This is a genomic window from Desulfosporosinus meridiei DSM 13257 (assembly GCF_000231385.2).
Taxonomy (GTDB): Bacteria; Bacillota; Desulfitobacteriia; order Desulfitobacteriales; family Desulfitobacteriaceae; genus Desulfosporosinus; species Desulfosporosinus meridiei.
In genome coordinates this window covers 2,550,531-2,576,097 of sequence record NC_018515.1, presented here as the reverse complement: position 1 = coordinate 2,576,097, position 25,567 = coordinate 2,550,531, and the positions used below count along the sequence as shown (strand labels likewise).

Annotated in this window: 24 protein-coding genes and 1 pseudogene; 9 read left to right on the top strand and 16 right to left on the bottom strand. The window is 37.4% G+C overall.

Annotated features, from left to right (window positions below):
* Positions 1-58: 58 nt before the first annotated feature.
* The 4 genes from DESMER_RS11835 to DESMER_RS11820 all read left to right on the top strand — a co-directional run bounded on the left by DESMER_RS11835 (position 59) and on the right by DESMER_RS11820 (position 3,571).
* Positions 59-937 (top strand): efflux RND transporter periplasmic adaptor subunit, encoded by an 879-nt coding sequence (locus DESMER_RS11835; protein ID WP_014903286.1) that lies wholly within the window; start codon positions 59-61, stop codon positions 935-937.
* Positions 937-1,620 carry an ABC transporter ATP-binding protein gene (locus tag DESMER_RS11830; RefSeq protein ID WP_014903285.1) on the top strand — a complete coding sequence of 228 codons (684 nt, stop codon included), beginning with the start codon at positions 937-939 and terminating at the stop codon, positions 1,618-1,620. Before DESMER_RS11835 ends, DESMER_RS11830 begins: the two co-directional genes overlap by 1 nt.
* Positions 1,621-2,793 (top strand): ABC transporter permease, encoded by a 1,173-nt coding sequence (locus tag DESMER_RS11825; RefSeq protein WP_014903284.1) that lies wholly within the window; start codon positions 1,621-1,623, stop codon positions 2,791-2,793.
* Positions 2,794-3,181: 388 nt separating this feature from the next.
* Complete coding sequence (locus DESMER_RS11820; RefSeq protein WP_148275284.1) at positions 3,182-3,571, top strand: potassium channel family protein; 390 nt, start codon at positions 3,182-3,184, stop codon at positions 3,569-3,571.
* Between the two features lie 101 nt (positions 3,572-3,672).
* Here the strand turns inward: DESMER_RS11820 and DESMER_RS11815 are convergent, their stop codons facing one another.
* Positions 3,673-4,842, bottom strand: a complete 1,170-nt coding sequence (locus DESMER_RS11815; protein ID WP_014903282.1) for an iron-containing alcohol dehydrogenase — start codon at positions 4,840-4,842, stop codon at positions 3,673-3,675.
* A 48-nt stretch (positions 4,843-4,890) separates the two neighbouring features.
* Entirely contained in the window at positions 4,891-5,385 is a 495-nt protein-coding gene (locus DESMER_RS11810; protein WP_014903281.1) for a hypothetical protein, read from the bottom strand.
* A gap of 115 nt (positions 5,386-5,500) precedes the next feature.
* Here DESMER_RS11810 and DESMER_RS11805 point away from each other — a divergent pair, with 115 nt between their 5' ends.
* The 3 genes from DESMER_RS11805 to DESMER_RS11790 all read left to right on the top strand — a co-directional run bounded on the left by DESMER_RS11805 (position 5,501) and on the right by DESMER_RS11790 (position 9,188).
* A complete protein-coding gene (locus tag DESMER_RS11805) occupies positions 5,501-6,382 on the top strand; it encodes a VOC family protein (protein WP_014903280.1) in 882 nt (293 codons plus the stop codon).
* 730 nt (positions 6,383-7,112) lie between these two features.
* A complete protein-coding gene (locus DESMER_RS11795) occupies positions 7,113-8,411 on the top strand; it encodes a WD40/YVTN/BNR-like repeat-containing protein (protein WP_242830979.1) in 1,299 nt (432 codons plus the stop codon).
* A 132-nt stretch (positions 8,412-8,543) separates the two neighbouring features.
* Positions 8,544-9,188: a hypothetical protein gene (locus DESMER_RS11790; protein ID WP_014903277.1), complete on the top strand. Its 645-nt coding sequence runs from the start codon at positions 8,544-8,546 to the stop codon at positions 9,186-9,188.
* A gap of 1,243 nt (positions 9,189-10,431) precedes the next feature.
* Here the strand turns inward: DESMER_RS11790 and DESMER_RS11785 are convergent.
* The 8 genes from DESMER_RS11785 to DESMER_RS11750 form a co-directional block, all read right to left on the bottom strand.
* Positions 10,432-10,992, bottom strand: a complete 561-nt coding sequence (locus DESMER_RS11785) for an RDD family protein (RefSeq protein ID WP_014903276.1) — start codon at positions 10,990-10,992, stop codon at positions 10,432-10,434.
* 180 nt (positions 10,993-11,172) lie between these two features.
* Positions 11,173-11,913: a hypothetical protein gene (locus tag DESMER_RS11780; protein WP_014903275.1), complete on the bottom strand. Its 741-nt coding sequence runs from the start codon at positions 11,911-11,913 to the stop codon at positions 11,173-11,175.
* 360 nt (positions 11,914-12,273) lie between these two features.
* Positions 12,274-12,468 (bottom strand): hypothetical protein, encoded by a 195-nt coding sequence (locus DESMER_RS11775; RefSeq protein ID WP_014903274.1) that lies wholly within the window; start codon positions 12,466-12,468, stop codon positions 12,274-12,276.
* 230 nt (positions 12,469-12,698) lie between these two features.
* Entirely contained in the window at positions 12,699-13,616 is a 918-nt protein-coding gene (locus DESMER_RS11770; RefSeq protein WP_014903273.1) for a hypothetical protein, read from the bottom strand.
* A 21-nt stretch (positions 13,617-13,637) separates the two neighbouring features.
* Positions 13,638-14,171, bottom strand: a complete 534-nt coding sequence (locus DESMER_RS11765) for a hypothetical protein (RefSeq protein ID WP_014903272.1) — start codon at positions 14,169-14,171, stop codon at positions 13,638-13,640.
* Between the two features lie 527 nt (positions 14,172-14,698).
* The gene (locus DESMER_RS11760; RefSeq protein WP_014903271.1) at positions 14,699-15,901 is read right to left on the bottom strand and encodes a hypothetical protein; all 1,203 of its coding nucleotides are present in this window, start codon (positions 15,899-15,901) and stop codon (positions 14,699-14,701) included.
* A gap of 530 nt (positions 15,902-16,431) precedes the next feature.
* Positions 16,432-17,388: a GNAT family N-acetyltransferase gene (locus tag DESMER_RS11755; protein ID WP_014903270.1), complete on the bottom strand. Its 957-nt coding sequence runs from the start codon at positions 17,386-17,388 to the stop codon at positions 16,432-16,434.
* Positions 17,389-17,686: 298 nt separating this feature from the next.
* On the bottom strand, positions 17,687-17,911 hold the full coding sequence (locus DESMER_RS11750) for a hypothetical protein (RefSeq protein WP_014903269.1): 225 nt from the start codon (positions 17,909-17,911) through the stop codon (positions 17,687-17,689).
* Positions 17,912-18,136: 225 nt separating this feature from the next.
* Between DESMER_RS11750 and DESMER_RS11745 the strand changes: the two genes are divergently transcribed.
* Both DESMER_RS11745 and DESMER_RS11740 read left to right on the top strand, forming a co-directional pair.
* Positions 18,137-19,000 (top strand): tyrosine-type recombinase/integrase, encoded by an 864-nt coding sequence (locus DESMER_RS11745; protein ID WP_014902801.1) that lies wholly within the window; start codon positions 18,137-18,139, stop codon positions 18,998-19,000.
* Positions 18,993-20,160: pseudogene (locus DESMER_RS11740) on the top strand (IS91 family transposase). Before DESMER_RS11745 ends, DESMER_RS11740 begins: the two are co-directional and overlap by 8 nt.
* A 304-nt stretch (positions 20,161-20,464) precedes the next feature.
* On the opposite strand, the gene DESMER_RS24850 reads toward DESMER_RS11740, so the two are convergent.
* The 6 genes from DESMER_RS24850 to DESMER_RS11715 form a co-directional block, all read right to left on the bottom strand.
* Positions 20,465-20,644, bottom strand: coding sequence for a DUF6199 family natural product biosynthesis protein (locus DESMER_RS24850; RefSeq protein ID WP_042333717.1), 180 nt, complete (start codon positions 20,642-20,644; stop codon positions 20,465-20,467).
* A 45-nt stretch (positions 20,645-20,689) separates the two neighbouring features.
* Positions 20,690-21,133, bottom strand: coding sequence for a hypothetical protein (locus tag DESMER_RS11730; protein ID WP_242831111.1), 444 nt, complete (start codon positions 21,131-21,133; stop codon positions 20,690-20,692).
* Positions 21,134-21,372: 239 nt separating this feature from the next.
* Positions 21,373-21,483, bottom strand: coding sequence for a DUF4062 domain-containing protein (locus DESMER_RS24940; RefSeq protein WP_083856480.1), 111 nt, complete (start codon positions 21,481-21,483; stop codon positions 21,373-21,375).
* 390 nt (positions 21,484-21,873) lie between these two features.
* Positions 21,874-23,079 carry an RtcB family protein gene (locus DESMER_RS11725; RefSeq protein ID WP_014903266.1) on the bottom strand — a complete coding sequence of 402 codons (1,206 nt, stop codon included), beginning with the start codon at positions 23,077-23,079 and terminating at the stop codon, positions 21,874-21,876.
* A 169-nt stretch (positions 23,080-23,248) separates the two neighbouring features.
* The gene (prfH, locus tag DESMER_RS11720) at positions 23,249-23,857 is read right to left on the bottom strand and encodes a peptide chain release factor H (protein ID WP_014903265.1); all 609 of its coding nucleotides are present in this window, start codon (positions 23,855-23,857) and stop codon (positions 23,249-23,251) included.
* Between the two features lie 45 nt (positions 23,858-23,902).
* Complete coding sequence (locus DESMER_RS11715) at positions 23,903-25,480, bottom strand: HEAT repeat domain-containing protein (RefSeq protein ID WP_014903264.1); 1,578 nt, start codon at positions 25,478-25,480, stop codon at positions 23,903-23,905.
* Positions 25,481-25,567: the final 87 nt, after the last annotated feature.

Sequence of the window (25,567 nt, the reverse complement as noted above, 5' to 3'; positions counted from 1 at the left end):
TTCATATAACCAGCTTAAGATATGGTTCATGGAGCCAAAAAATTGGAGGTCATAGAAAATGAAAAAACACAAATCTAAAGTTAAGTGGATTATTCTGGGGTTGGTAGCGGTAGCTGTAACTGTTGGAGGCATAACCTTTCTTAAGGAACCTACTGAACTACCGTATGAAAGCGTTGTTGCTCAGACGGGCGACCTAACCACCTATTACTCTTTCACTGGCAATGTTGAAACTACAGATCGTCAAACTGTGACTTCTGAAAAGATGATGCAAATTTCGGAAATCAAAGTCAAAGAGGGAGACCTAGTTAAAGAAGGGACAGTCTTAATTAGAACTACGGCTGGAGAAGACATTAAGTCAAAAATTCAGGGAGAAATTGTTAATATCAATATAGAAGAAAAGGCACAAGTGATGGCAGGTACAAAACTATTAGAAGTTGTGGATTATAATAATCTTCAAATCAAAGTGAAAGTAGATGAGTATGACCTTACTGCGATTGAGAAAGGTAAGGAAGCCACTATTAAATTTGGTGCAATAAACAAAGAAATAAAGGGCAATATCAGCTCAATCTCTAAAGAGGGGCAGATTATTAATGGAGTAACTTTCTTTACCGCTATAATCGATCTTGAGGACGATGAAAGTGTAAGAATTGGAATGTCTGCAGAGGTAAAAATTATAAGCAATCAAGTTAGTGGAATTGTCACATTGCCTATAACTGCGGTTCAATTCGACGAGAATAACAAGCCCTATGTTCTAAAAAAAGATGAGAGTGGTACAGTGACTAGAGCCGAAATAGCTACCGGCATAAATGATGGGATAGTCGTAGAAGTAAAAAGTGGCCTTGAAAGTGGAGAGACAGTTTACTATACCAAGACTGCAGCTAAGGAAGGAACGAAATTTCCTTCAGGTGGGATGAATAATACAGGTGGTGATGATTAATGGCGGAAGTGCTGAACATGCAAAATATCTCTAAGAGCTACTATATGGGGGAAGAAGAGCTAGAAGTATTGAGTAAGGTAAACTTAACAGTAAATTCCGGTGAATTTCTATCCTTACTTGGTCCGTCAGGATCGGGGAAATCCACAATGATGAACATTATTGGTTGCCTAGATATGCCGACATCAGGAAAATATTTACTCTCTGGCAATGATATTGAAGACCTGGATGAAACTGAACTTGCCTTTATTAGAAATAAGGAAATTGGCTTTGTATTTCAAAACTTTCAGCTCCTGCCACGCTTAAGTGCTCTTCAAAATGTGGAGTTACCATTGATTTACGCTGGCCTCTCCTCAGCGGAAAGAAAGGAACGTTCGCTGAAAATCCTCGATCGAGTAGGGTTAGTTGATAAGACAAAAAACTTACCAACTCAGCTATCTGGGGGGCAACAACAACGGGTTGCCATTGCCCGAGCTTTGGTAACTGAGCCCACAATTTTGCTGGCCGATGAACCAACAGGTGCTTTAGATCAAAAAACAGGTGCACAAGTTATGGAGCTTTTTGAGGAACTGAATCACGACGGAAGAACAATAATTATGATAACCCACGACATCGGGATTGCACGTCATGCCAAGAGAGTTGTCAACATTCTCGATGGACATTTATCGGAACAGGAGGTTCAGTAGATGCTGCTTGAGAGTATAAAAATGTCCTATGAAAATATTGTGAGAAATAAACTGCGCTCATTTTTGACAATGCTGGGTATTGTAATAGGAGTAGCATCGATTATTGCTTTAATCACCATCGTCCAGGGTGCGACAAATAGTATCAGCGATCAAGTCACAGAGCTGGGGGCTAATAAAATCACTGTGAATGTTATGGGTACTCCTCTCAAACAAGGGCTTAATCAAGAAGACATGCTGAACATTTCAAAGGAGGAGAATATTAAGGGTGTATCCCCTACGATTTCTGGAAAAACCGGCATTATCTACGAAGGAAAGCTCATGGAAAACGTGACAGTACAGGGTAAAAACGATGTGTATTTTAACATGGATATCAGCCTGCTTAAGACTGGGAGGCCAATAAATATTCTCGACTTAAACAGTAAAAACCAGGTTGCAATTATTGGCAGCGATATCATCAATGAACTTTATTATGGTGTCGATCCTATTGGGAAAGACCTTGTCATAAACGGTACTAGTTATACTGTAATTGGCACATTAAATGCCTCAAGTGGATTTAGTATGGGTTCGAATAATGAGTCTGTCATAATCCCCTATACTACGGCAATGCGAAGCTTGGGAGTCAAGGATATTTCTAGTCTAGATGTATTCTTGGAAGATACTTCATTAGCTGATGATACTGTAACTGATCTTAAAGGGGTGCTTAATCCTGCCTTTAACTATAAAGATAACGCCTATACAGTTTTCAATATGGGGGATATAATCGAATCTTTTGAATCAATGATGTCCATGATGTCACTTCTTCTGGCAGGAATTGCGGCAATATCCCTTGTAGTGGGTGGTATTGGAATCATGAATATGATGCTCGTGTCTATTACTGAGCGAACGACGGAAATAGGTTTGCGGAAGGCCTTAGGTGCGACACCCAAAAGAATTCAGCTGCAATTCGTTATTGAGTCAATATTCCTTTCCCTAGTTGGTGGTCTCATTGGCTTGGTTCTGGGGGGCTTAATAGCTTATACTGCAGCAGCTTTAATTGGGATCGGATTTTCGCTTTCTATTGCTACCATTCTACTGGCTGTCGGATTTTCTGGATTAGTTGGTATTGTATTTGGATATATGCCTGCAAGAAAAGCAAGTCAACTTAATCCAATTGATGCACTGCGAAGTTTATAATTGATGTGATGGTTTCTGTCCCTACGAATTAAGCCCCTAAAACATAGTTTTGGGGGCTAGGGTGGTTAGAATAATGGTAAATATACTAATTGTCAAAGGGATAACATTCACTGTGGAATTACCATTTATCAATGGGGATAGTTCGGTTTGAAAAGAGAAATTGTTTCTGGTCAGGGAGGAGATTTTAAGAAAGATGTGGAATTAGATAATATATGTATGCTGAATCCATAGGGGTTAAGGAAAAATCCATTAGATATAATATAGATTTAGTTTCAGGATTGGAGAGAGTGGAGGTATTTAATTGAGATCCCATAAAATACTTAACAGATTTCTTTATTTAAGTCTGATTTTGTTGTGTATCATCCTAATAGATTTCTACATAAATTTCATGCCTACATATTTTGTAATTGTTGTTGTTGCCTATTTTTTCCTCAGCTTAGCCATCTTAACTAATAAGATAATTCATAAGGAGCACAAGAAATTAGTTTTTCCCAAAATCATCTTATTAAGTATCATCTTAGTTTTGGGGTATGCTAATTTTTACTATAAACTATCCAGAGATCTTGCTCATGCATTTAAAGACGGAATGATTCTATCGGCAATAGATAGTGTATATTTCAGTATCACTACTTTTACAACTACAGGTTATGGTGATATATATCCAATAACCAACACGGCTAAAATGTTTGTTGCAAGCGAAATGATTCTGGGCTACATACTAAGCACAATCATCATGGCTGCATTTGTAATAAGGTTTATCGAGGCTGATAAAGGATAAGAGTAACCTAATTGCGTAGTGTTAAGGGATTATATTTAAGATAAATCCATATAGTAAAAGCGACCATCAAGTCGCTTTCTTTGTTATGGATAGTTCTTCACTCAATAAGCGGATTTAAATAAGCTCATAAAATCTTCAACAGACCCTTTTCTAGGGTTTGTAAAAACGGTTATATCTTTCATGGCGTTCTGAGAGAGAGTTTCAATATCGTTCTCTTTGAGTCCCATCTCACGCAATTTACCGGGAATTTCGATTTTGGCAGTTAATCTTCTAATTGAATCAATAATTATGTCGATAGCTTGTGAAGTGTCCTGGGTACTAGCCCCCATGGCTTCACATAATTTCATAATTCTTTGTTTAGGTATGGACGCGGAATTAAACTCAAATACATAAGGCACCAAGATCCCGTTGTAACAACCATGGGTTTGACCATAAAATCCGCCCAACTGATGGGCCATTGAATGTACATAACCTAATCCCGCATTATTAAAGGCCATTGCAGCCATTATATTGGCATACATCATTTTTTCCTTAGCCTCTAAGTCATTGCCATTCTCGTAGGCTCTCGGCAGATACTCAAATGCTATTCGTATTGCATCAAGAGCAAAAGAATCGGTTAAAGGAGAGGCTTCAGTAGACACATAAGCTTCTATAGCATGGGAAACAACATCAAAACCTGAGCTGGCGGTAACTTCTTTAGGCATTGTTGTCATAAATATTGGATCATTGACAGTAATATAGGGGGTTAAAAAAGGCGAAGCGATGGTCATTTTTACTTTCCTTGAATTATCGACGATTATGGCAAACATAGTTAATTCAGCTCCCGACCCAGCGGTTGTATTAATTGAAATTTGGGGTAGGGGTGGTTTCGTTACTTTGTTATATCCTTCATAATCAATGATTGAACCGCCGTTGGTAGCAACTATTGCTATTGCTTTAGCACAGTCATGATTGGTCCCGCCGCCGATGGAAATAATCAATTTATAGTTGCGTAAAACATTAAGACCTTTCTTAAAATAAGATAAGCCATCTTCTACAAAGGAAACGGTAGGATTGGGGTGCAGTATTCCATCAAATATATCATATGAAATGAATAGGTTCTTTAAGATCTTCTCTACATTCTCTACATAACCGAGACTTATCATGTTTTTATCAGTAACGATCAGGGCTTTGCTTAGCTTCCAGGCTAATAGCTCGTTGGGAAGGTCTTTGATAGCCCCAATACCTATTAGATTAGTCTTTGGTAAAATGAAATTATGAGTGTTTTCCAATTAGGTTACCTCCATAATCAATGCTATATTGAGCGATAGAAATAAAATTTATTCCCTCGTCTCATTCTCTGGATTTCTTTTAAAAGAGTTAAGTTCCATAAAAGTATTTAATCTATAAAACCCCCAGGTTGCTGTTGAAAACCAAAAAGCAAACCCAGCTAGAGGTAACCATAATTTACTGGCAGAATACAGAAGATCTATTTCGAAGAGCAAATTATAATATAAAGTGGAAAAAAAGATTGCCGCTACAGCGAATATGTAATTTAAAGGTTTTTGTTGAGGCAAAAAATAATAATATAAGATAAAAAATATTGACCAAGATATACCGGGGAATAGATGAACGCCTAGGAAACCAAAAGGACCATAATTTATCCAAGAGAACAAGCCAGTGATATAGCCAAATAAGTGAACCAGAGAGTCCATTATTCCTCCGAAAATGATTCCATAAATTGCAAGACGCTTAGTCTCTTGTTTTGGCACAATAGCGACTAAAATTAAGGCAAATACCATGGTGAATATTGGATAAGCGAAATATTTAGGCATACTATCTCCTTTAAGGTGTTCAAATTCAATACATATAAGATTTGCCTTTTCAAGGAATAATATTTATCATTGATCGACGATAAGCAAAAAATTTGAATTTTAAGGGGAGACTAATATGCAAAAGATTATCCCGCACTTATGGTTTGATAAAGAAGCTGATGAGGCATCAAGATTTTATCTATCATTATTTGAAGGATCCATTCTAAAAGACAAAACCATATTAAGTGGCACACCCTCCGGATCGGTGGATATGATCACTATCGAGCTTGCAGGACAAGAATTTATGCTGTTGTCAGCCGGGCCATTATTCAAATTCACACCGTCTGTATCATTTCGCATCGCTTGTAGTTCTAGCGAAGAAGTTGAGGGCTTATGGGGAAAACTTATTGAAAAGGGTGCTGCCCTAATGCCCTTGGACACCTATCCCTTTAGCCAAAAGTATGGATGGTTAGTTGACAAATACGGTTTATCTTGGCAGATAATGCACATGGGTGATATGGGGATTAAGCAAAAAATCACCCCAACGCTAATGTTTGTCGGAGACCAGTGCGGCAATGCTGAAGATGCTATCAGATTTTACTCAACAATATTTGAGCACTCAAGTGTAGGGGATATCCTTAGATACGGGGAGGGCGCAGCTCCAAATAAACCGAAAATGATTCAGCATGTCGACTTTACCTTGAATAACCAATCGTTTTCTGCCATGGACAGTGCTTATGAGCATAACTTTACATTTAATGAGGCAATTTCATTGGTCGTTAAATGCAAAACTCAAGCTGAAATAGACTATTATTGGGAGAAGCTGTCTGCCGTTCCTGAAGCAGAGCAATGCGGTTGGCTAAAGGATAAATACGGTTTTTCCTGGCAGATTGTTCCCGCAATTATGGATGAGATGATGCAGAATAAGGACGCAAAAAAACTAGCACAAGTTACAGAAGCTTTTCTTAAAATGAAAAAGTTCGAGATTAGTAAATTAATTGAGGCATACGAGAGATAATTACAATCGTGTTCAGGGCCTAAGAACTTGATGAGACCAACAAATCGACAAGTACCTGCCCTTTTCGAAAGATCACTATTCTTCTTTCAGACGTTGGTTTGTTCTCCTATTTGTATAGTTAAGTTCCTCTAATCAATAAAAGGTCTTACGAAAAGTGAAATGATAAAACCAGTAGTCAGGTGAATTTTTCATCCCCTGACTGCTGGTTTTTTTAAACCCTTGTGAAGCAACCTTCAAGAATATTAGGTTTACCAATTAACCTGGGATATAATTAGAGTGGTGTAGAAAGTGGACAGGGAGGATTTATGTATGATTTTTCAATGGATAGTCCTATTTCTTGTTTTAAGTTTCATAGCGTTTTCATACTATAAACAGTATTCGCTAATGACAAGACTCATCTGGTTAATGACAATTGCGATAACATCACTGATTTTGGTGCTACCTATATTTAAATTTTCAATATCGACATTATTGGGGTTGTTTCTAATTGAGAGAATATGGATTATCTTGGCCGCAGTACTGTTTATCGAGGTATTGATAGATAAAAGGAATAGACTATTACGGGGGATTTCAGCAGTTGTCAGCATAATTATATATTTTTATTTGCGCACTGTGATCTAAAGTAAAGAAAGTTTACCAGAGCTTTCTTTTTTATTGTAAAATTAATAAGTATGTTTAAAAAAGAAGGAGCTTAAATAGAATGTCCTCTTTTTCCGAACCAAAGGAGAAAATGAACAAGCTAGTGACTAAATTGTGCCTTGTTATTGCAGTTTTAGCCGTATGTTATTTCGGCTTTTATAAATATCAACAAAGTAAAATTAAGTTTCAGCCTGTGGGCTTCTCGGTGGAGGTTAACAGCAAAGACCTTATTGCAGGGGGGACAAAATGGCTGGAGTCATACGTAGAGCAATACAAGGGAAGATATGTACCCTGGAGCCAAAAAGTTGCTGAATACTCTATTGATCAGATTGAAAATAGAGAAGCCAATGTAATTCAAGTAGACTTTTCTGTTGTGACCAAAAACTTAGATACAGCAAATGCTTCCAAGTGGAATGGGGTTTTGGAGGAAAATAAGCTTAAGTGTCAATGGGTTTTATGGTTTAAAGTAGAACCATCTGAGGAAGGAACCTATACCTATACTGCAACCAAAGTTCAAAGACCCGCTGGGTATGATTTGGAAAAATATCAAACCAGCGGTGAAAAAGAAAGAGATGAGTATAAGCAAAAGTATGAAGCTGAAATCCCCTATGACAAGCAACAATACACATACAAAATTGAAAATCATATTTGCTATGTGAGCTATAATGGAGGAATTACATGGGAAGAAGTACCTGTTTCGATAGAGTCCTTAGCAGCGGTTGGAGACGGAAGACCTTATTTTAATAAACTGCAGGAAAAAAGCTATGTTATAACTTCAGAAAAAACTGCCTTTGTCTATGGTGGTACGAAGGAAGTCCCTCTGACGGCTACCTATTCAGAGGATAAGGGAGCCACTTGGAAGACATCACAAATCAGTAAAACCTTAGACAGCGTAAGAGTAAAGTTTTGCAGTTTTCCAAATGCCAAAGTGGGGTATGTCATAGCAACAGGGGATAGAGCTATGTCCCAGGAAAGTCAAATAATCTATAAGACAACAGATGGGGGTGCAACATGGAAGGAGGTTGGTTCTGGGCCTAGAACCAGTCTATTGCAGTCAGCTGGTTTTATAGGTGAAAACCTAGGTTTTATGAGCTATCCTAAGATAGATGGAGCTGAAACTAATTTATATCGAACGGAGGATGGAGGTAAATCATTTGCACCCATTATCATCCCTGCGGTTAAAGAGAGTTGGATGGGAACCACTCTTGAACCTTTTATCCAACCCGAAACTCCATATTTTGAAGAAGGACAGTTATTTCTTTTAGTAGGGCAGGGGCCACAAGGTGATTACATGGGGGGTACAGTTAGCGCAAAATACAAATCAGATGATCAGGGGAAAACTTGGTATTTTGTAGAGTTAATGGAATTACCTTCGAAAGAATTAGGATAATATAAGCTTCGATAATTTCGATAATATGGTATTTCCAAGTGAGAACGAGGTCTGACCAAGAAATTGAATAAATTACTTGGCTTTGTAAAAAATTAGCGGGATATTCGCCTGAATATAATTGGAGGTGAGCGCTTGAAAAAAATAGGATTCTTTTTCGCAACGCTTGTACTTGCATTGATGTTGTCTGGTTGCTCAAATACCGGAGTTGGGCAACAGATTGAATCAAAGGGTAACACAGTTAATAACCGGAGTAGTCTCGGCCAGATCGTGGAGTCGTATTATAAAAATTACGAACCATATAATAAAGGAAAGACTCATATTTTTGCCCAAAAGGTTTTTATGGATGGTACTTTAGTATTAACCGAAAAAAACGATGGACAGGGGCAATCATATACGAATTTGTTTTTCCTGGATGAAAACAAGAAAATTATTAAGAAAGCACAAGGACAGACGCCACTAAGCATGTGTTTTACCGTCAATGTTATTGAATATAATGGTTGCAAAATCATATTCGGGAACTTCAACGATTCAACTTGGTTAATTGAACCTGACAAAAAGAAACCGGTTGATATACAAAACATCTTGGTGAGATTTAAAAATGGTGAGGTTTATTCCGATCAAGTGGATAAAGGCTATATTATTACTTCACAATCTTTAGCTGATGTTGAAGTTATTGAGCTTTATGACAATAATGGTATACTACAGAGCGATTTGAATGATTTGCGGAGATATGGAAGCGTATTTGATGAAACTTCTTTTGTGGATGTAGTACAGTAAGGCGATCGGTTAATGAGGCTAGAATGGTTTAAAAGGTCTTGTGACAAAAGAATTGTGAAGAGTTATTGCAGGATTTTCGTTTTAAGAATTTGTTTTGATGTCGCTCGTCATAAGCCAATTGATTTAAAGATAGAGAAATTTATTTTGGGTCCTATAATAGATATTATGTAAAGTAGAGTATAAATTACGGCAGAGGTGTACCCATATAATACCATTGATTATATTTAACCAGATCACTCGGTTGGGCTATGTTTGTCGAGAGTTTCCTGTTCTTCGGATTATTATAGACAGTAAATAAACTGAGAATTTTATTCGTTTACCAGCAAACACTATCCAGTCTGTAAGAATCACTATATATCGGAATTAAGGTTAACCTCCAGAACTATATTCATGAGAAAACAGTTTCAGATTCCTTTAGAATGCTTTAAGGATCTTGGCCAGTATGTATCATCTAAATTAACGAAATCTATGGTGACACGGGTTCGTATGTGCGTTAGGATACAAATTACATATTGATGGCTGAGCCATTGCTAAAACCTCAACCGATTTTGTTGTAAACGATTTATTCCGATTGAGGTTCTATTTTATTCAAAGGAAAGATTTAAGATTTTACTAGGAACGTCTTCCGTCGCAATTTAAACTATGCGTTAAATATCTATTTAGTGAAGAGTTGTTATAATGCTTTTCTTCCTAACTTTTTTCTTTTGGTTATTAATATCAAATCTCTGCGGTGTTGGATATTCCATAATTCCTTCTCAAGTTAAATGCCTATTTTCATAAACAATTTTTGTTACTCCCATTACCTAACTATAAAATTAATAATGTTAATTCATGTAGTGACTCCCCTCTTCCCCACAGTAAACCAAATGTATAAGAATGCATGAACTTAGATCTACACATATTATATAGGACTAAACCACCGCTCCAGCGGTTTAGTCCTATCCTACCAATATTCTTTTAACCTAGGTGTACTAGCACTTCCAATTATTAACCTAATTAGTATTATAAAATCAATTGAACTTTGAATCTGAAATCCTGAACTACTTGTGCGAGCCGCGTCAGGACAGGGGCGGCTTCGCTTACCAATTTCATTTAACGTCCCGCGTATTCCCGAAGTCTGGTTACTACTTTCATAATCTCTCAGATTTTAGGAATACGCTGTTATGTGAAGTTGGTGCCCCCAGAGGTCGACAAGGACGTCGACCCCTTATACTCCAGCAATAGTCACCCTTAATTCATAAAATTATTTACTTCCGAGAATACATAATCCTATAAATCCAAAAATGATTAAAATAGCAACGAGAAATCTTAATAAACCGATCTTTGTATATGTAACCGTATACTTTCCAGACTTATCCCAACTTGTCGTACCATTTCGACTGATAATATTGTATTGGTATATCAATGTAATAAATAGAATTATTACTATTCCAGAACCAAGACCACTTGCCCAGATGATTAAACTTCTCTTTAACGCATTAACAAAAGTAAGTTTCTCTCCATTTAAATCACGTATAATTATTCTTAACAACCATTTACCTGGTGTTGTCCCCCAAGTTGAAAGTAATACTGCTTCGAAAAAAGACCAAATAAATAATAAAAACCAAAATAGTACTGCACTATGATTTAAAGCAGAAGGATTAATTATTACAATAGTCGTACTTATTATTAACATAAAAAGTATAACATCAATCAACCGGGCCCAAAATCTTATCCAAGGACGTTTGTGATTTTCCTTATTTTCTTTGGCATTAGTTGTATGTAGTAATTGTGGGTTAGATCTGTTCACCTCTGAATAACTCATAAAATCCTCCTGCTCTTTGTTTATCTATACATACAAATAATAAAGCCTATTCAATGCGAGCCAGGACGATGCGGTTTTCTCCGAGACCAATTTCACATAACGTCCAGAGGGTTTACGACGTTGGGTTATTACCTTCATATTCTCTCCGATGTTGCAAACCCTCTGTTAGCTGATGTTGCACTAATAGCTTATAATGAATAGCTTATCTTCCGGTACCAACTTGATATTTATATTACCTCTTGGCATGGATATTGGTTCAAAATTTTCAATAACGTCGCCCCCACCTGCGTATGAACCCATACTTCGTTTTAAAACCCGTTTTTCTCCTAAGTCCAAAACAACTATATCTTTTCCAAGATTTTTGCTCTCGACCTCCGTATAACTTAAAGCAACTATTACTTTGGTAGCTGCCTGTTTTATATCACTAACCGGCTCCCCGCTATCGTTGAAGTACTGAACTTTAGTTACTTGTGCAAGTTTCTCTCCTGGAAAGTCTATAAAGAATTCGCTGGTCTGGTCACCGATATTTACTTGCATTTCAACTCTTTGGTTAACAAGTTCAAGGTTGTGTGGGAAAGATACTATGGCTTCGCAGACATCACTAGGAAAATCAACCGAAACCTCTCCAAAATTAGATACTCTATCAGTGTTTCTTTGTTTTGATTCTGACGTTATTACAATGTCTAATGATGGAAGTTGTTCTAATACCTCATACTCCAGTGTTAAAGCACTAATGTCAAACAAAACCCTTTTTATCAGGATTTTATGCTCTCCAACATTAACTACTTCGTTTAGATTTTGTGTAAAGCCGTTATTCTGTGAATGATCTTTGGAATTGACTTCTTTACTGTTTATAGGACCATTACATCCTGATAAAAATAGAATCAAGCAACTCAATATAATATAAATATACCTAGTCATAATCTTCCTCCTCAAAATAATAGCCCCGGTAGTGCAATTTCAGCTAACTACGGGATTCCCGAATATTTAGTTCGGGTATTCCTACTATTTTGGGAAATACCCGAAGTTAATTTCGGAGATTTCCCCTTTCTCAAAACAAATTTACTTTATTTCAGTACGTCTTACGAATATGCCACAATCATTTATGCCATATAAAAATTCATTCTTAACATCCATATTCATTACCAACTTCGCATAGTAGACACTCGAGTCCATATTTGGACTTCTGCTAATTAGCCTAACTGGTATATGGATAATGGGAACCAGGCAATTTTTACTGAGTGCCCTACGCTTAAATATGAATAATATGCATTAATAACATTACAGATTTACTTTTTTACTAGCTTTATAATCATTTCTGATTCTTTTAAAGTCAAAAATAAATATAATCACTTGATTAGTCAATGCTACTATAAAATCTGTAGAGAGCTTATTGTCTACAAAATAATATAAAATTAAGGTCAATATACCGATATATATACCAGCTTTAATAAGTTCCTTCAAAATAAATGGCATGTGTATCCTCCTCCCATAACTATTGCACTAAATTCTACGAATGCGTCATAGTTCCTACTTTTTGTTCCTTAACCTGGTCTATCGGAACTTATCATTATTATCCTAATTAGTACTAATAATCCTTTTCCCTTGTAATATGGATTTATGAAGCTCATTTGCCAGCAAAATAGTTTCTTTTAATCGTGAATCCTGTTTTATACGTCGTGGCGTCGGAAATACTCCAATATATTTCAATCTTGTAGAACTGATATCAAAGGATTACTGTCCAACAAGCTAATCTCATTTGGAGTAAATCGGCCAATTCTAAAGGGAATTTTCCCTGCTTTTAATTGGTCCATATTCCAAGAGTCCTTTAACCCGGCCAATCCTTTATTCTTACGTACGATAATGGTTGCCATTTCTTCCGGGTCACGTGAAAACCTGGGGTCAACTTTAATTATTTTCGGTTCGTTGTAACTCTCAATATACGCTTCAAATAACCCAGCTAAAGCTTGATGGTAAGCTAGGGTACGGTTAATCAATTCCATAATATCTTCATGAGTATAATTGGATGAAGGCCTAATAGTTCTTACTTTCTCTCCAAATAATGCATAGTCTGCATGAAAAATTGCATTCCTCAAATTTCGATTCCAAATTTCAACTAAAGGAATCACAACATCGGAAACTCCTGCCACTTTGGCCATTTCAGATAATTTTTGTATCTTTTCTCCGGGACTTTGAGGCCGATTCCCTTTCGGAGGAAACCTTCTAATAATAAAAGTTCCACCATTGACAACATCAATTAAATTGGCAAGTAATTCGTATGGTTCTGAAGCTTCAAGAATATGTCCATACGTCCACAATGAAATATGTCTTGCAGCTTCAATATTGTTGGTTATTTCCGAATGAATTTTTAGAATATTTGGGATAACCTTTAAAGTAGTCTCAAAAGGATCCCAACCAGCATCTTCAATACCACGAACCCTAAGCAGACATAGAATGAATTCAAATTCATTACTCTCTTGAGCTATCCTAAATGCTAAATCTAAAGCATTTAAATACCGTGGCATAGCTTCCATGTACCAGTCATTAAACTTGTTTTTATCTTGTCTCTCTTGTTCATCTAAGATGACTTGCCATATTTCATTCTCATCTCGAAATATTTGCATTCTATCATCTCCTAAAACTTCTTATACCTTGATTTTTTTGTTTTCCATGAAAAATTCAAAAGGATTCATTCTGATATGTTTTAGGTTTCGTATAAAACATCTATTTCGTCTTCTTTGCTCATATTCTTTCATGGACTGAGCAAATCTCTTAAATTCACTCCAGTATAAACTTTCTCTATTTATATCACCCCAAAAATTCTTACTTTCCCAGGTCTTTATAGCATAGTAACCAAAGAAATAGTGGACCGTTTCCTTCTTAATGACTTTAGAGTTCAGAAGAACTGCGACCTCCTCAAAAAAGCCCAAATAATAATATTTATCAATTCTAGGTAGTTCCATGAGGCACTCATCATCATCTTCAATATACGGAGTAATACTTTTTACATATTCGGCCTCATGAAATCTTTTTCGATATTTTTCCAGCAACTCCACTCTTTTTTGTTTACCCTGTAAAATATATTCCCTAACCACCTTTACAAAAGTCAAAAGCGCTACAAGAGCTGTAATCATATAAGCAATATCCTTAATTTCAATACCAGTAATAATCTGTGACATTACATATCTCCTCGCATAAAAACGTTTTATGAATCTACTTCCGCCTTAAAACTTCAACGCACTTCCCTAGGAAATCCGCCCCAAGGATGGGGCGACCTTCGCATGGTCTGTCGCCTAACGTCTATTTCACGACACATGTCGCAATCCCTTAATATCTTAAGGAATTTGCGACATGTGTCGTATATATCCCCTATAGATGCATGACCTATTTTTATAATTTTGCTAATGAATTCTTCGATAATCTTCTGATTTCCAACGTCGCATTATAGACATAACGGGAAGTTGATTACCTATACATTTACTTAAAATACAATTTTGACTTAATCCGTAAACGGAAAAAGTAGCACATCATAGAATCTTTTGCCAGATGTCTATTTTCAACAGTGGCTCAATAGCGTTAGAGATACTTCGCAATTTGCTATATTGCTTGTCCTTAACATTAGGGGGAAACTCAAAACGCTTCATTAAGTTCTAAAACGAGTATATATTGCTGTAATTTTCGGTACCCCGTTCTAATTGAGATAGCCTTAGATGTTTGAGTCGTCTTCGCTTTCACTTGATTGACAATCTTCGTCATCCGCACCTTTTTCATCATTACCCTCTTTGGGATGTTGCAATAACTCGGTAGAAAGATCGCTAAGAGGTATAGAAGCTTTTAACCCGGATAAGGATTGAAGGGTAGGCTGAATGGTTTCCAGCATTATTGAAATGTTCTTTATCATACCCTCTTTCATCTCACTATACTGTTGAGAAATTTGAAAAATAGGGCGAAGTGCTTCTGCCATAGACTTTTTATATTCTTCAAACCGCTTTGATACACTGGCAAAAGCTTCTTTAATGCTCTCGCTATTCTTCTCGGAAAAGTCTTTACCTTCTGTTATGGCAATAGCCGACTTAACAGCTTTATTGAATTTACTCATAGCCTTATTACAGATTACATACTCTGCTTGATAGAAAAACTTGCAGTGTGCAATACTGTTTCGACTTCTGCGAATTTCGTCAATCAACGATTGAATATCATCGTCATCCATCTTATCCGAGAAAAATCTCTCCCAATCGCTTCTCGGAGCAATTTCAGAAAAGGCTTTTCTTAATTCATCATCCGTCAGCTTTGAAAGATCTTCGTGACTCTTAAGAAAGTCATCCTTTGATCTTTCATTGACCTCTGTCCAATGCGGTACAAAAAGCATTTGCTGTATATCGGCGAATTCCATTGAATAAAAGAATTTTTGCAAACGTTCTGTTTCTTTTCTTTCTTCATTGCCTTTAGCTTGAATAACACTTTTTATCTTTTTCTGCAAGTCACCGCTAATAGTCATTTGGTAATAGTCTCGCCCAAAGTTCGCAACGTAGATATTGAACAAAAGCTTACGTAAATTTCGCTCCAACTCGTTCAGTTTGGGATATATCTTGTTGCAATAGTACTCGGAAATAGCGTCATAAGAAACAATCTCTATATAATCTTTGAGAATATCAGACTTCTCGATAGCTGCCTGTATGTATTCTAAGCCTTTAATAATTTGCGCCTTGCTCTTGCCTGTTACAACGACATCAAGATAATACTTTTCAACGACTTCGTGGATGAGAAATTTGGCTTCTATGCTGTTTCCATCAAATTCAACTGTGTAGGTGTACTCTGACTTAAAAAAGTTCCTACACTTTGGAGCTTTAACAGCAGCGGGAAACGCACTTTTCAAATAAGAAATTAAACTTTTCCCAACATATATCACGCTATCTTTTTTCCCTTTGGGGTTTCTTTCTTCTTGTAAGGATTGGGTATGAAGATATAACTGTTTTGAAGCTGCAAATCCGCACCGCCTTCCGTTGCCAAAAACGGCATTATTTACGGAATTTTACCTAAATTCCTACTACATGCTTATCAACGGTATAATATTACACCTCTTTATATTCATTGCTCAGCTAATATTTATACCCTTCCCCTATTTTTATAATTAACGTTAAATGCCTATTTTCATAAACAATCTTTGTTACTCCCATTACCTAACTATAAAATTAATAATGTTAATTCATGTAGTGACTCCCCTCTTCCCCACAGTAAACCAAATGTATAAGAAATGCATGAACTTAGATCTACACATATTATATAGACTAAACCTCCACTCCAGCGGTTTAGTCCTATCCTACCAATGTTCTTTAAACCTAGGTGTACTAGCACTTCCAAGTATTAGCCCTATGGGTATATGGATCTGAAGAAGTTAATCTTCAACACACTATCGATACCGAAAAGGATAACCGGTCTTCATAAAGTGCCTCTCTTCAACGCATCCTCATCGATCCGGCGTACCAAACTGTGAGTATATGCCATGAAATACTTGTTCCAAAATCTGTCCGCATTGGGATTGAGGCTCTCGAAATCCACACCGAGTCGGGTGTAGCCCTCTGATTTTAATATACTGATTGCATGGTTTATGAGATTCTGGAAAATACCTTTTCCCCGATATTGAGGCAAGCAAAAGGCTCCGCAAATACTTTGCATATCCGGCATACCAGTGATAAAATTATCACTCTCATCGCTCACTTTAAGAAAAGCAATTATTTCTTCATTGCTTTTCGCTGCGAAATAGCGGTCTTTACTTTCGTGCATTTCTTGCACGAACTCATCCTCAGTCTTGGTATTTCTGCGGATAAATGTGGGACTGGTAGCCATATGCTCATCAAGGAGAACATCCAGCGATCGGAGATGAAAACGTTTTTCCCCAATAAGTTCAGTATATTCTATATCCAAATACGACGAAACATTTAGTGCATCCATTGGGCGTATCGCGTCGACGCAGCGAAGCCCAAAGCCGTAACGGAAAAACTGCTCCTGCACTGTCGTATTGCCTGCATACAAACAAATTGCATGGCTAGACGCACCTGCCCTTGCCCATTTTTTCGCTGCAGTTTGATACATCCGGGCATATATGGCCGCTCGGTTTTCTGTGATCGAACAATTACCGTATATGGGAGAAAATACGCCTCGCGCCTTTGTGGAGCCAAAGGTGTTGTTAAAAGGGCTGTAACAGCAGAGAAAGCCAACCATCTTTTCCTGCTCAAATGCGGTGACACCAAGGCAATTACCGGCAAATCCCGATAGATCAGGGATAGTAATATCTTGAGGAAGAACGGTGACACGTGCCCATTCCTCTGCATAGCTAGCCCTTGCCAGCAGGGTGGCTTGTTCGATATGCTCATGGATGAAATCTATTATTTGCATATGTTACGCCTCTTTCTTTAGGATATACCACGCCTTATATAGCGAATGTGCCATAATCATTCACAGTCAATGCGAGCGTTATTATAATTTTTACGTTATAACTTCCGCTAATAGATAAACTGGCCATCCAATGTGAGACTCCGCAAGGGAGACCAGTTTCATATGTTGTGATTAGACATTTTCTTTAAAATACCTTAGTTTTAAATTATTAGCCTAACCGATATATAGATAATGTGCAATTCACAACGCTTAAGATTATAAGCATTAGGAACATACCTTGTGAGGCTATCTATGAATACTATTCATTAGCCTCTTTATCTGATTTTAGCCCTTCTATTCGTTTAGCAATATGACAGGTACATGCCACAATTAATCCTCCCAAGACAACTATCCCCATATATATGGGCTTTAGGTAGGATTCCGCAACGCCACCCCCTGGAAAAATTAAATCTCCGATAGGATAGCCAAGCCAGAATATGAATAAATAAAGGGCTATCATTGTCCCCAAAATTGTCTTCAGCATAATTTACCCCCTAAAAATAATAACGACACAATTTCCTACTTTTTGTACCTTTACCCAGGTTGTTATAACTTCCAATTATTGGCCTAACCAGTATATGGATAGCACTAAACCGCTGGCGCGGTGGTTTTCGTTAGTTTGTCTTTGCTGGTTAATCAAATATACTGTAAGCCTTTTAGCATCTCCTGTAAAATGTTAGAGATTTTACGTTAAAGGAGATGTTTTTCTATGACAAAGGAAGAGGTTTTAGCCAAATTAGTTTTCGATGTGGAACTTAGAGGGTTAAGTAAAAACACCCAGGCCGAGTATTACACCAAAGTAAAACTTTTTCAAGAACACTACAATAAACCTGCCACCGAGTTGGGCCAAGAGGATATTCGACAGTTCCTCCACTATCTCACGACAGAAAAAAAGTTAGCTTCTGGCTCGGTAAACACTTACAACAGCGCTCTTCGTTTTTTGTACGGTGTCACATTTAACATTAAGTTGAATCTAAGGCAAATCCCCCGCCACCGCAAACAACGTAAATTCCCCGAAATTCTTACCAAAGAGGAAATTCAGGCCCTTTTTGATGCCTGCGATAATTTAAGAGATAAATGCATTCTCATGACTCTTTATGGTGCAGGGCTTCGCCTTAGTGAAGTGGCTGCGCTTAAAGTTTCAGATATCGATAGCAGCAAAATGCAGTTGTTCATCCGTAATGCTAAAGGCAGTAAAGACCGATATGCTCTGCTTTCACAAGCCAACCTCGATATTCTCAGAACTTACTGGAAGGCTTATCGTCCTAAAGAATGGCTTTTTTACGGCAGAAATCGCAATAGTGCTCCGATGACCAGTAGAGCTATTCAAAATCTGTTCCATAAATATGTTATTAAAGCTAATATCAGCAAAAATGTAACGGTACACAGCATGAGACACTGTTTTGCAACTCATCTACTGGCATCGGGTGTCAGTGTTTTTCACATTAAACAATTGCTCGGACACACGGACATTGCATCAACGTGTTTCTATTTACATTTACTTAAAATCGAATCACTTAACGTGAAGAGTCCTCTGGATGAGCTTGTTGAATTGGATAAGGCTAATGGTTGAGGTTCAAGATATCTTCCTCAACTATGGCAATACTTATCGAACCAACCATAAGCTCACGCTGGTCCAGCATAAAGCGATGTCTGCTATCCAAAAATGCAGAACCTCACAGTTAGGCGGTCACAAGGAGGTTTGTGACAGTTGCGGGCATACTCGAATTTCCTACAATTCTTGCCGCAACAGGCATTGTCCCAAATGCCAAACTCTTGCCAAAGAACGCTGGATTGACAACCAGAAAAGTAATCTGCTGGATGTCGGGTACTTCCATGTGGTTTTTACAATCCCCGATTCACTTAATTCAATGACCTACCAGAATCAAAAAGCGATCTATACTCTCTTATTTAAGACCGTTGCTGAAACGCTTACTGAATTAGCGTCTGATAAAAAATATCTTGGCGCAAAAAATCGGCTTTACATCGGTCCTGCATACCTGGGGACAGAATCTCATACATCACCCTCATGTTCACTCAATTGTCCCTGGCGGCGGATTATCTTCAATCGGAAAATGGGTAAACAGTCGAAAGAAATTCTTCATTCCGGTTAAAGTTCTCTCTCGGAAGTTTAGAGGAAAATTTCTATATTACCTTAAACAACTCTACTACCAAAACAAGTTAGAATTTCACGGTAGCCAAGCCGTTCTTGCCAACAATACGGATTTTGAAGAGCTGCTCTCTTCTTTATATAACAAAGAGTGGGTTGTTTACTGCAAACCACCGTTTAAAAATGCTACTTGTGTTGTTGAATACCTGGGCCGGTATACTCACAGAGTGGCTATTTCCAACAAGCGCATCGTCGGCCTTGAAAAAGATACGGTGACCTTCAAATGGCGGGATTACAAGGATGACAGTAAGCAAAAGTTGATGACACTCTCTGCCGACGAGTTTATCCGTCGATTTCTGATTCATATTCTCCCGGATAGATTTATGAAAATTAGACACTACGGTTTGCTTGGAAATCGTAATAAGACCACCAACCTGAAGCTGTGCAAGCAGCTTACCCATACGCCTCTATTAACCAAGGAAAAAACCTCTACTCTACAACTTATCCAGAAGATTACCGGAATGGATTTATCTAAGTGTCCTAGCTGCGGTTCAGATAAACCTAAACAATTTATGAACCTTGGTAAATCTCCACCGATAACTCACGAAATTGTATATGTTTAAAAAATTGCCCTGATATGGGGAGGGGGAAGCTATGTCCATTTTTAAGTTATTGGGTACTACGCTGATACATTTGCAAACGAGTTTTTCGCTATTGTTTGTTAAAATCGATGGGTAACAAAATATTCAATCCCCATAGCGAGAGGGCCGGCGGTTTCGTGCTATTTTAGTTATCCAAAGTTAGGTTCGTTGATCCTCTTAGCATATGGTTTTTAGATACTCAAGCTCTCCATGTAGCTTGATTTTTTTATACCTAACTTCGGATAACTGCCTATGAATGATGTTCATTAGTCTCTTTAGTTAGGAACTATAATACCCAAATAACAATGAAGATGACGACAGCCATTATTCTGTTAATTATTAAATACAGTTCACTCGGCTCGGCATTTTTAAATTTCCAGCCTTCGGAAATCATCCATGTAATTCTAGGATTTATTATGGTAATAATTAGAAATACACTTGCGATTATTTTTATAAATCCAGGCACTTCAAATACCTTCCCACTTTTTCATTCCTTAGTACCCAACTGATATTAAACGCCAACTACATCTATAGGAATTGCTTGGCCATTCTTAAAAACCTTTATAGTGTCAAACTTTTCTGACAGCTTAATCTTATAAATTAACATGTTCTCAATTTTTTGAGTATACTTCGAATCATTAGCAAGTTCTTCATTAAAACTAATTTTAAGTGTATGTTCTTGTTCTTCTATTTCAAACTCTACATCTGTGAAAAAAGATGCTCTGTCTCCTTGATTAACATTAATTGCATTCAAAAAAAGGTAGTCGTAGTCATCATTGTCAATATTACTAGCATAAAGATAGACGCCATTTTTTTCACTAGTTGTATCAATAAAATTCTCAACTCCCTTAGGGATATCTTGCCTCACGACTTTAGAAAACTCCGAATCAGATTCTTTATTGCCCCCCAAAGTAGTAGCAAGCACCAAACAGAAAATAAGTAGTAAATAAATCATCTTTGTCAATAAATTCTCACTCCTTCTTTGTGGCACATATTTCTACGAATACGTCACTTCTACTTTTTGTTCCTTAACCTGGTTTATCGGAACTTATCATTATTAGCCTAATTGGTATATGGATAACAGGGTACCGTCAAGAGTTTCGCGAATTCATTTATGCAAATTAGCTTTTATCTGCAGTCGGCTGCCCCAAAAAACTAGCCCATAAAGTAATATCTTTAAAGTCATGCTTTTTTTTAATCCTCGAATATATGCCCCATCTCAAGAATGCATTTTATTAATTGGTCTCTTGATTCTTTCAAATCTTCATATGTAGAACTAATAAAAATTTGATACTTTATTTTCAAAAACGACTCCCCTTTAATAAAAACAAAATTTTTATAGCTTTTTACCTGATAATGATTACCGAAATTTGTTATTCTAATTTTGAAAGTTAAAGCCTTCAATGTGGAAAGTCATTATTAGCATTCGAACAACCTTAATCATTACATATCTTCTATGCAAAGTAAGGGGAATGTTGTCAGATATGCCAGAAATAATTTTAAGCTTTACAGACCAGAGCGTCCTTCATTGAGTGAGATTACCTCATCAAAGCTAGTCAGAAATTGGCCCCGAGCGGGCCAATTTCTGGTTAGGACTACGGTCGCTGAGGATTTTGCCCCATTAAACATAATTGTCCGTCCTACTTTGGAAAGCGCTTTCCAAAGTAGGACGGACAGTGGTTATTGATCTTACAATTACTTTTCTCCCGCCTTAAAGTTATAAATCGGCTTAATTACTTTCACAATATCCGCTGTCGGGCCAATATAGTTTACGATGTCATCCATAGACTTATAAGCCATTGGGCACTCGTCCAAGGTTTCTTTATTAACTGATGTCGTATAGACATCCTTCATCTGTTTTTTAAAGTCTGACACGGTAAAACTTTGTTTTGCTTTTGTCCTGCTCATGAGTCTGCCTGCACCATGAGGAGCAGAATAGTTCCAATCCTCATTGCCTTTTCCAACACAGATGAGACTTCCATCTCTCATATTGATCGGGATTAAGAGCTTTTCTCCTTTTTCTGCAGAAACAGCACCTTTCCGTAAGATCATCGTGTCGGTATCAATGTAATTATGAGTCGTAGTGAACTGCTCAACTAGGTCTAATTTCATGCCTTTCACAATCTCAGTAATCATCGCTTTACGGTTTAACACGGCAAACTGCTGGACGATTTTCATATCATGAATATAATCCTCAAACAGACTTCCGGCTACATAAGCCAGCGGAAACGGAATTTCGGTCATCACCTGATTTTTTAATTCCTTTAATGCACTCTGGATTTCTTTATCACGTCCTTCAGACTTTAATCGGACAATGAGAGCTTCTATATCTGATTGGTCATTATGATTTAACTGCTTATACCCAGCATCTTGATAATATTTTGCCACCTCAAGTCCTAAGTGACGGCTCCCTGAATGAACTACAACAAATAAGTTTCCCGACTCATCCTTATTAACCTCAATAAAGTGATTGCCGCCACCTAATGTCCCAATACTTTTTTCTGCCCTATCCAGCTGTACTGCTTTGCAACAACGGAGACTTATTAAATCAATTTCCTCGTTATACCGATGCGGTGTCTTCCGCACCTCAAAACCTGACGGTATTTTCTCGTAAATTAACTTGTCTAACTTTTGCAATTCCAATCGTTTGTTGCTGATTGAGATGGTTTCCATACCGCAACCAATATCTACGCCTACTAAGTTAGGAACCACTTTATCCGTAATAGTCATGGTGGTTCCAATCGTGCAGCCAGCTCCAGCATGCACATCCGGCATAACCCTGATTTTACTTGCTTTTACAAACTCCTGATTACAAAGGGTCTCAATCTGTGAAGCAGCTCCTTCTTCTAGAATATCCGTATACACCTTCGCTATATTAAACTTCCCTTCTATTTGTAACATTTAATACACCTTTCTATTCCTATATTTTTGACGCTCTAGCAAGCGGCACAACGATTCAAAAAGACCATTCTTTGGGTTGAAGTTAGTCTTCGCGTACCATGCTTACTTCTTAAAAGTAAAGAATTCAATCGCTTCAACATGCGTATCTTTATCAATTATCTGATATTTACTATTGTTTAAGCTTAAACTCCTTGCCTTCATAAATTCTCATGGGATTTCCTCTGGTAAGAAGATTGTGCTGCCTCCACATAGATTCTTTATGGTTACTGTTATTATCTTCATTTTTCGTCTCAATAAGGTTTGCCAACCGAGCAAGGGCCAGCTTTTTATTCATATATTGTGATCGTTCCTCACTCGCCGTTACCGTTAACCCCGTGGGAATGTGAACCGCCCTGACAGCTGTTTCCACTTTATTTACATTTTGTCCGCCTGGCCCAGTACGTCTCAAGGCGACAATCTTTACATCGTATTCTGTAAAGTTAAGCCTTTCAGCCGATTGATATACTTCAATATTAATAAACCAATTTTTTCTTCGATGGTTAGGCCTGTATGGGCTTTGACAAATCCAAAGGATTGTACCCTTCGTGTTGCCAGAATCACCTTTGTATTCATCTGGATCGATGGATAAAAGAACCGACTTATAGGTCCCGTTATAGCGTCCGGGTACTGCATCGATGACTCTTGAAGTTTTATTCTCCTTTAAAATTGTTTGCAGAAAATGACCAACTGCCAGTTCACATTCCTCGGGACCTTTCCCTGAGCTAATTTGCATCCACATTTCGTGAACCTCCTTGAACTTTCGGAAAATAGCAATGTAGATTCACTATCTTCTAATGGTAAGAACAAATTGTAAATTTTTAATAACACTTTCGCTGATTAATTGTTTTAGGCTGATTTTCTCATAAAGTTCGATGATTGCCTCCTCTGTGTCTCCGTCCGGTCTGGAGTATAAGCCTGTAGATTTATGCAACCAATTGTTCAATAAATTTCTTGCTTTACTCAAAACCGGCTCTTGCTCTCTTGAGATAGCATAAAGAATAGCTAGAAGAGCCTGCCACCCTCCGTAACTATAAATTATTTGAAGCGCAAAGATTCCCATATCAAGATCTTCGCTTCTTAATTTCTCTTTCATGGCCAATCGAATTTCTGGCATTTTTGTCTTTTTGAGAAGACGTTTTGCTGTCTTTTTTATTTTTGGTACCTCTGAATTTAAAGCATCCAATACAAAACCAACGGAATCCACTTTCGATAGCTGCCACATAGCTTTCAGGGAAGCCAGTCTCATTTTAGACTCTTCATGAGTTTTGAAATCACATACAATATCATAGTCTCTCTGGCCGCCAATTTCCCCTAGCCCGGCAATAGCTCCCGGTAAAGGGTCTTTTAGAATTTGGAGTCTATAGAATTCCGGAATATCTGTGATCATTGAATGCTTTTTTACAATAAATCTGGCGTCCTCTCGCACGGAAGCATTCTCATCTACCAAGAGCATCTCCAACATTCTTCTGAAGTGCAAACTGACAACGTCTTCATGTTCTCGTAGTACTGCCGTTTTAACTTTAGCGGATTTGTCCTGCAGCAATTCTTCAATAATCGCATAGCGGTCTTGGGGTTCAAGAGTTTTTATTGCTTCAACAAGCCACATCCTGACTTCAAATGATTTGTCATGAAGTGCGGAGGTTATGATGGTTTCATCATTGACAATCTTCCCCTTCAATAATTGATAGCAGAACAGCCGGGTCTTAACCTGAGGATGTTTTAGCTTACTCTTGACCATATCTTGAACTGAATCATTTTTGAGAAAATCTTCAATTTGTGTTTTTATACTGTTAAGGTCAACACGAACTGCATCTTGTAATTTATTAATCAAACCAAAGTGATTGATAAAACAATCGATATTGTCAGGAATTAACATGTTTTTAAGAATATGTTCTGCTAGATTTCTGACAGATACAACCCAATCATTGAGCCTTAAAAGAATATACGGAAGAGCACTTGGGCTGTTTGCATCAGAAATCAATTTCAAAGCCTTCTCCCGAACATAGCCATTACTATTGAGTGATGCAATACCTAATAGATGAATAGAGATATCGGTCTCAAATTCTAAAAGCCTAACTAGGCGTTTCTCATCTATCTTAGTGTATTTAACTTGATCGTAGACTCGGCTCCACTCCTTGTCCCCAATCTCACTCATGATTCCTGCGGCTGTTCGGGCAGCAGTTAAAGCAAGCTTCGAATTATTTATGAAAATAAGTGGAAAGACATATTCAATATCACTCGGATCAACATCTTGAGTTAACCAAAGCAAGGCATCGATTTTGTCTTTAACTTTTGGAAATCCAAACATTTGAACTGGTTTGACTAGAGTCTGATGTGCAGAATACTTATCCTGATATTTCATTGTTAAATCACCTTCTTTTTCGATTCATCTGCAGAAGGAAGAAAATCTCTCCTACTAGCCATTGGTTCATCAGAGAGATTTTAAGAA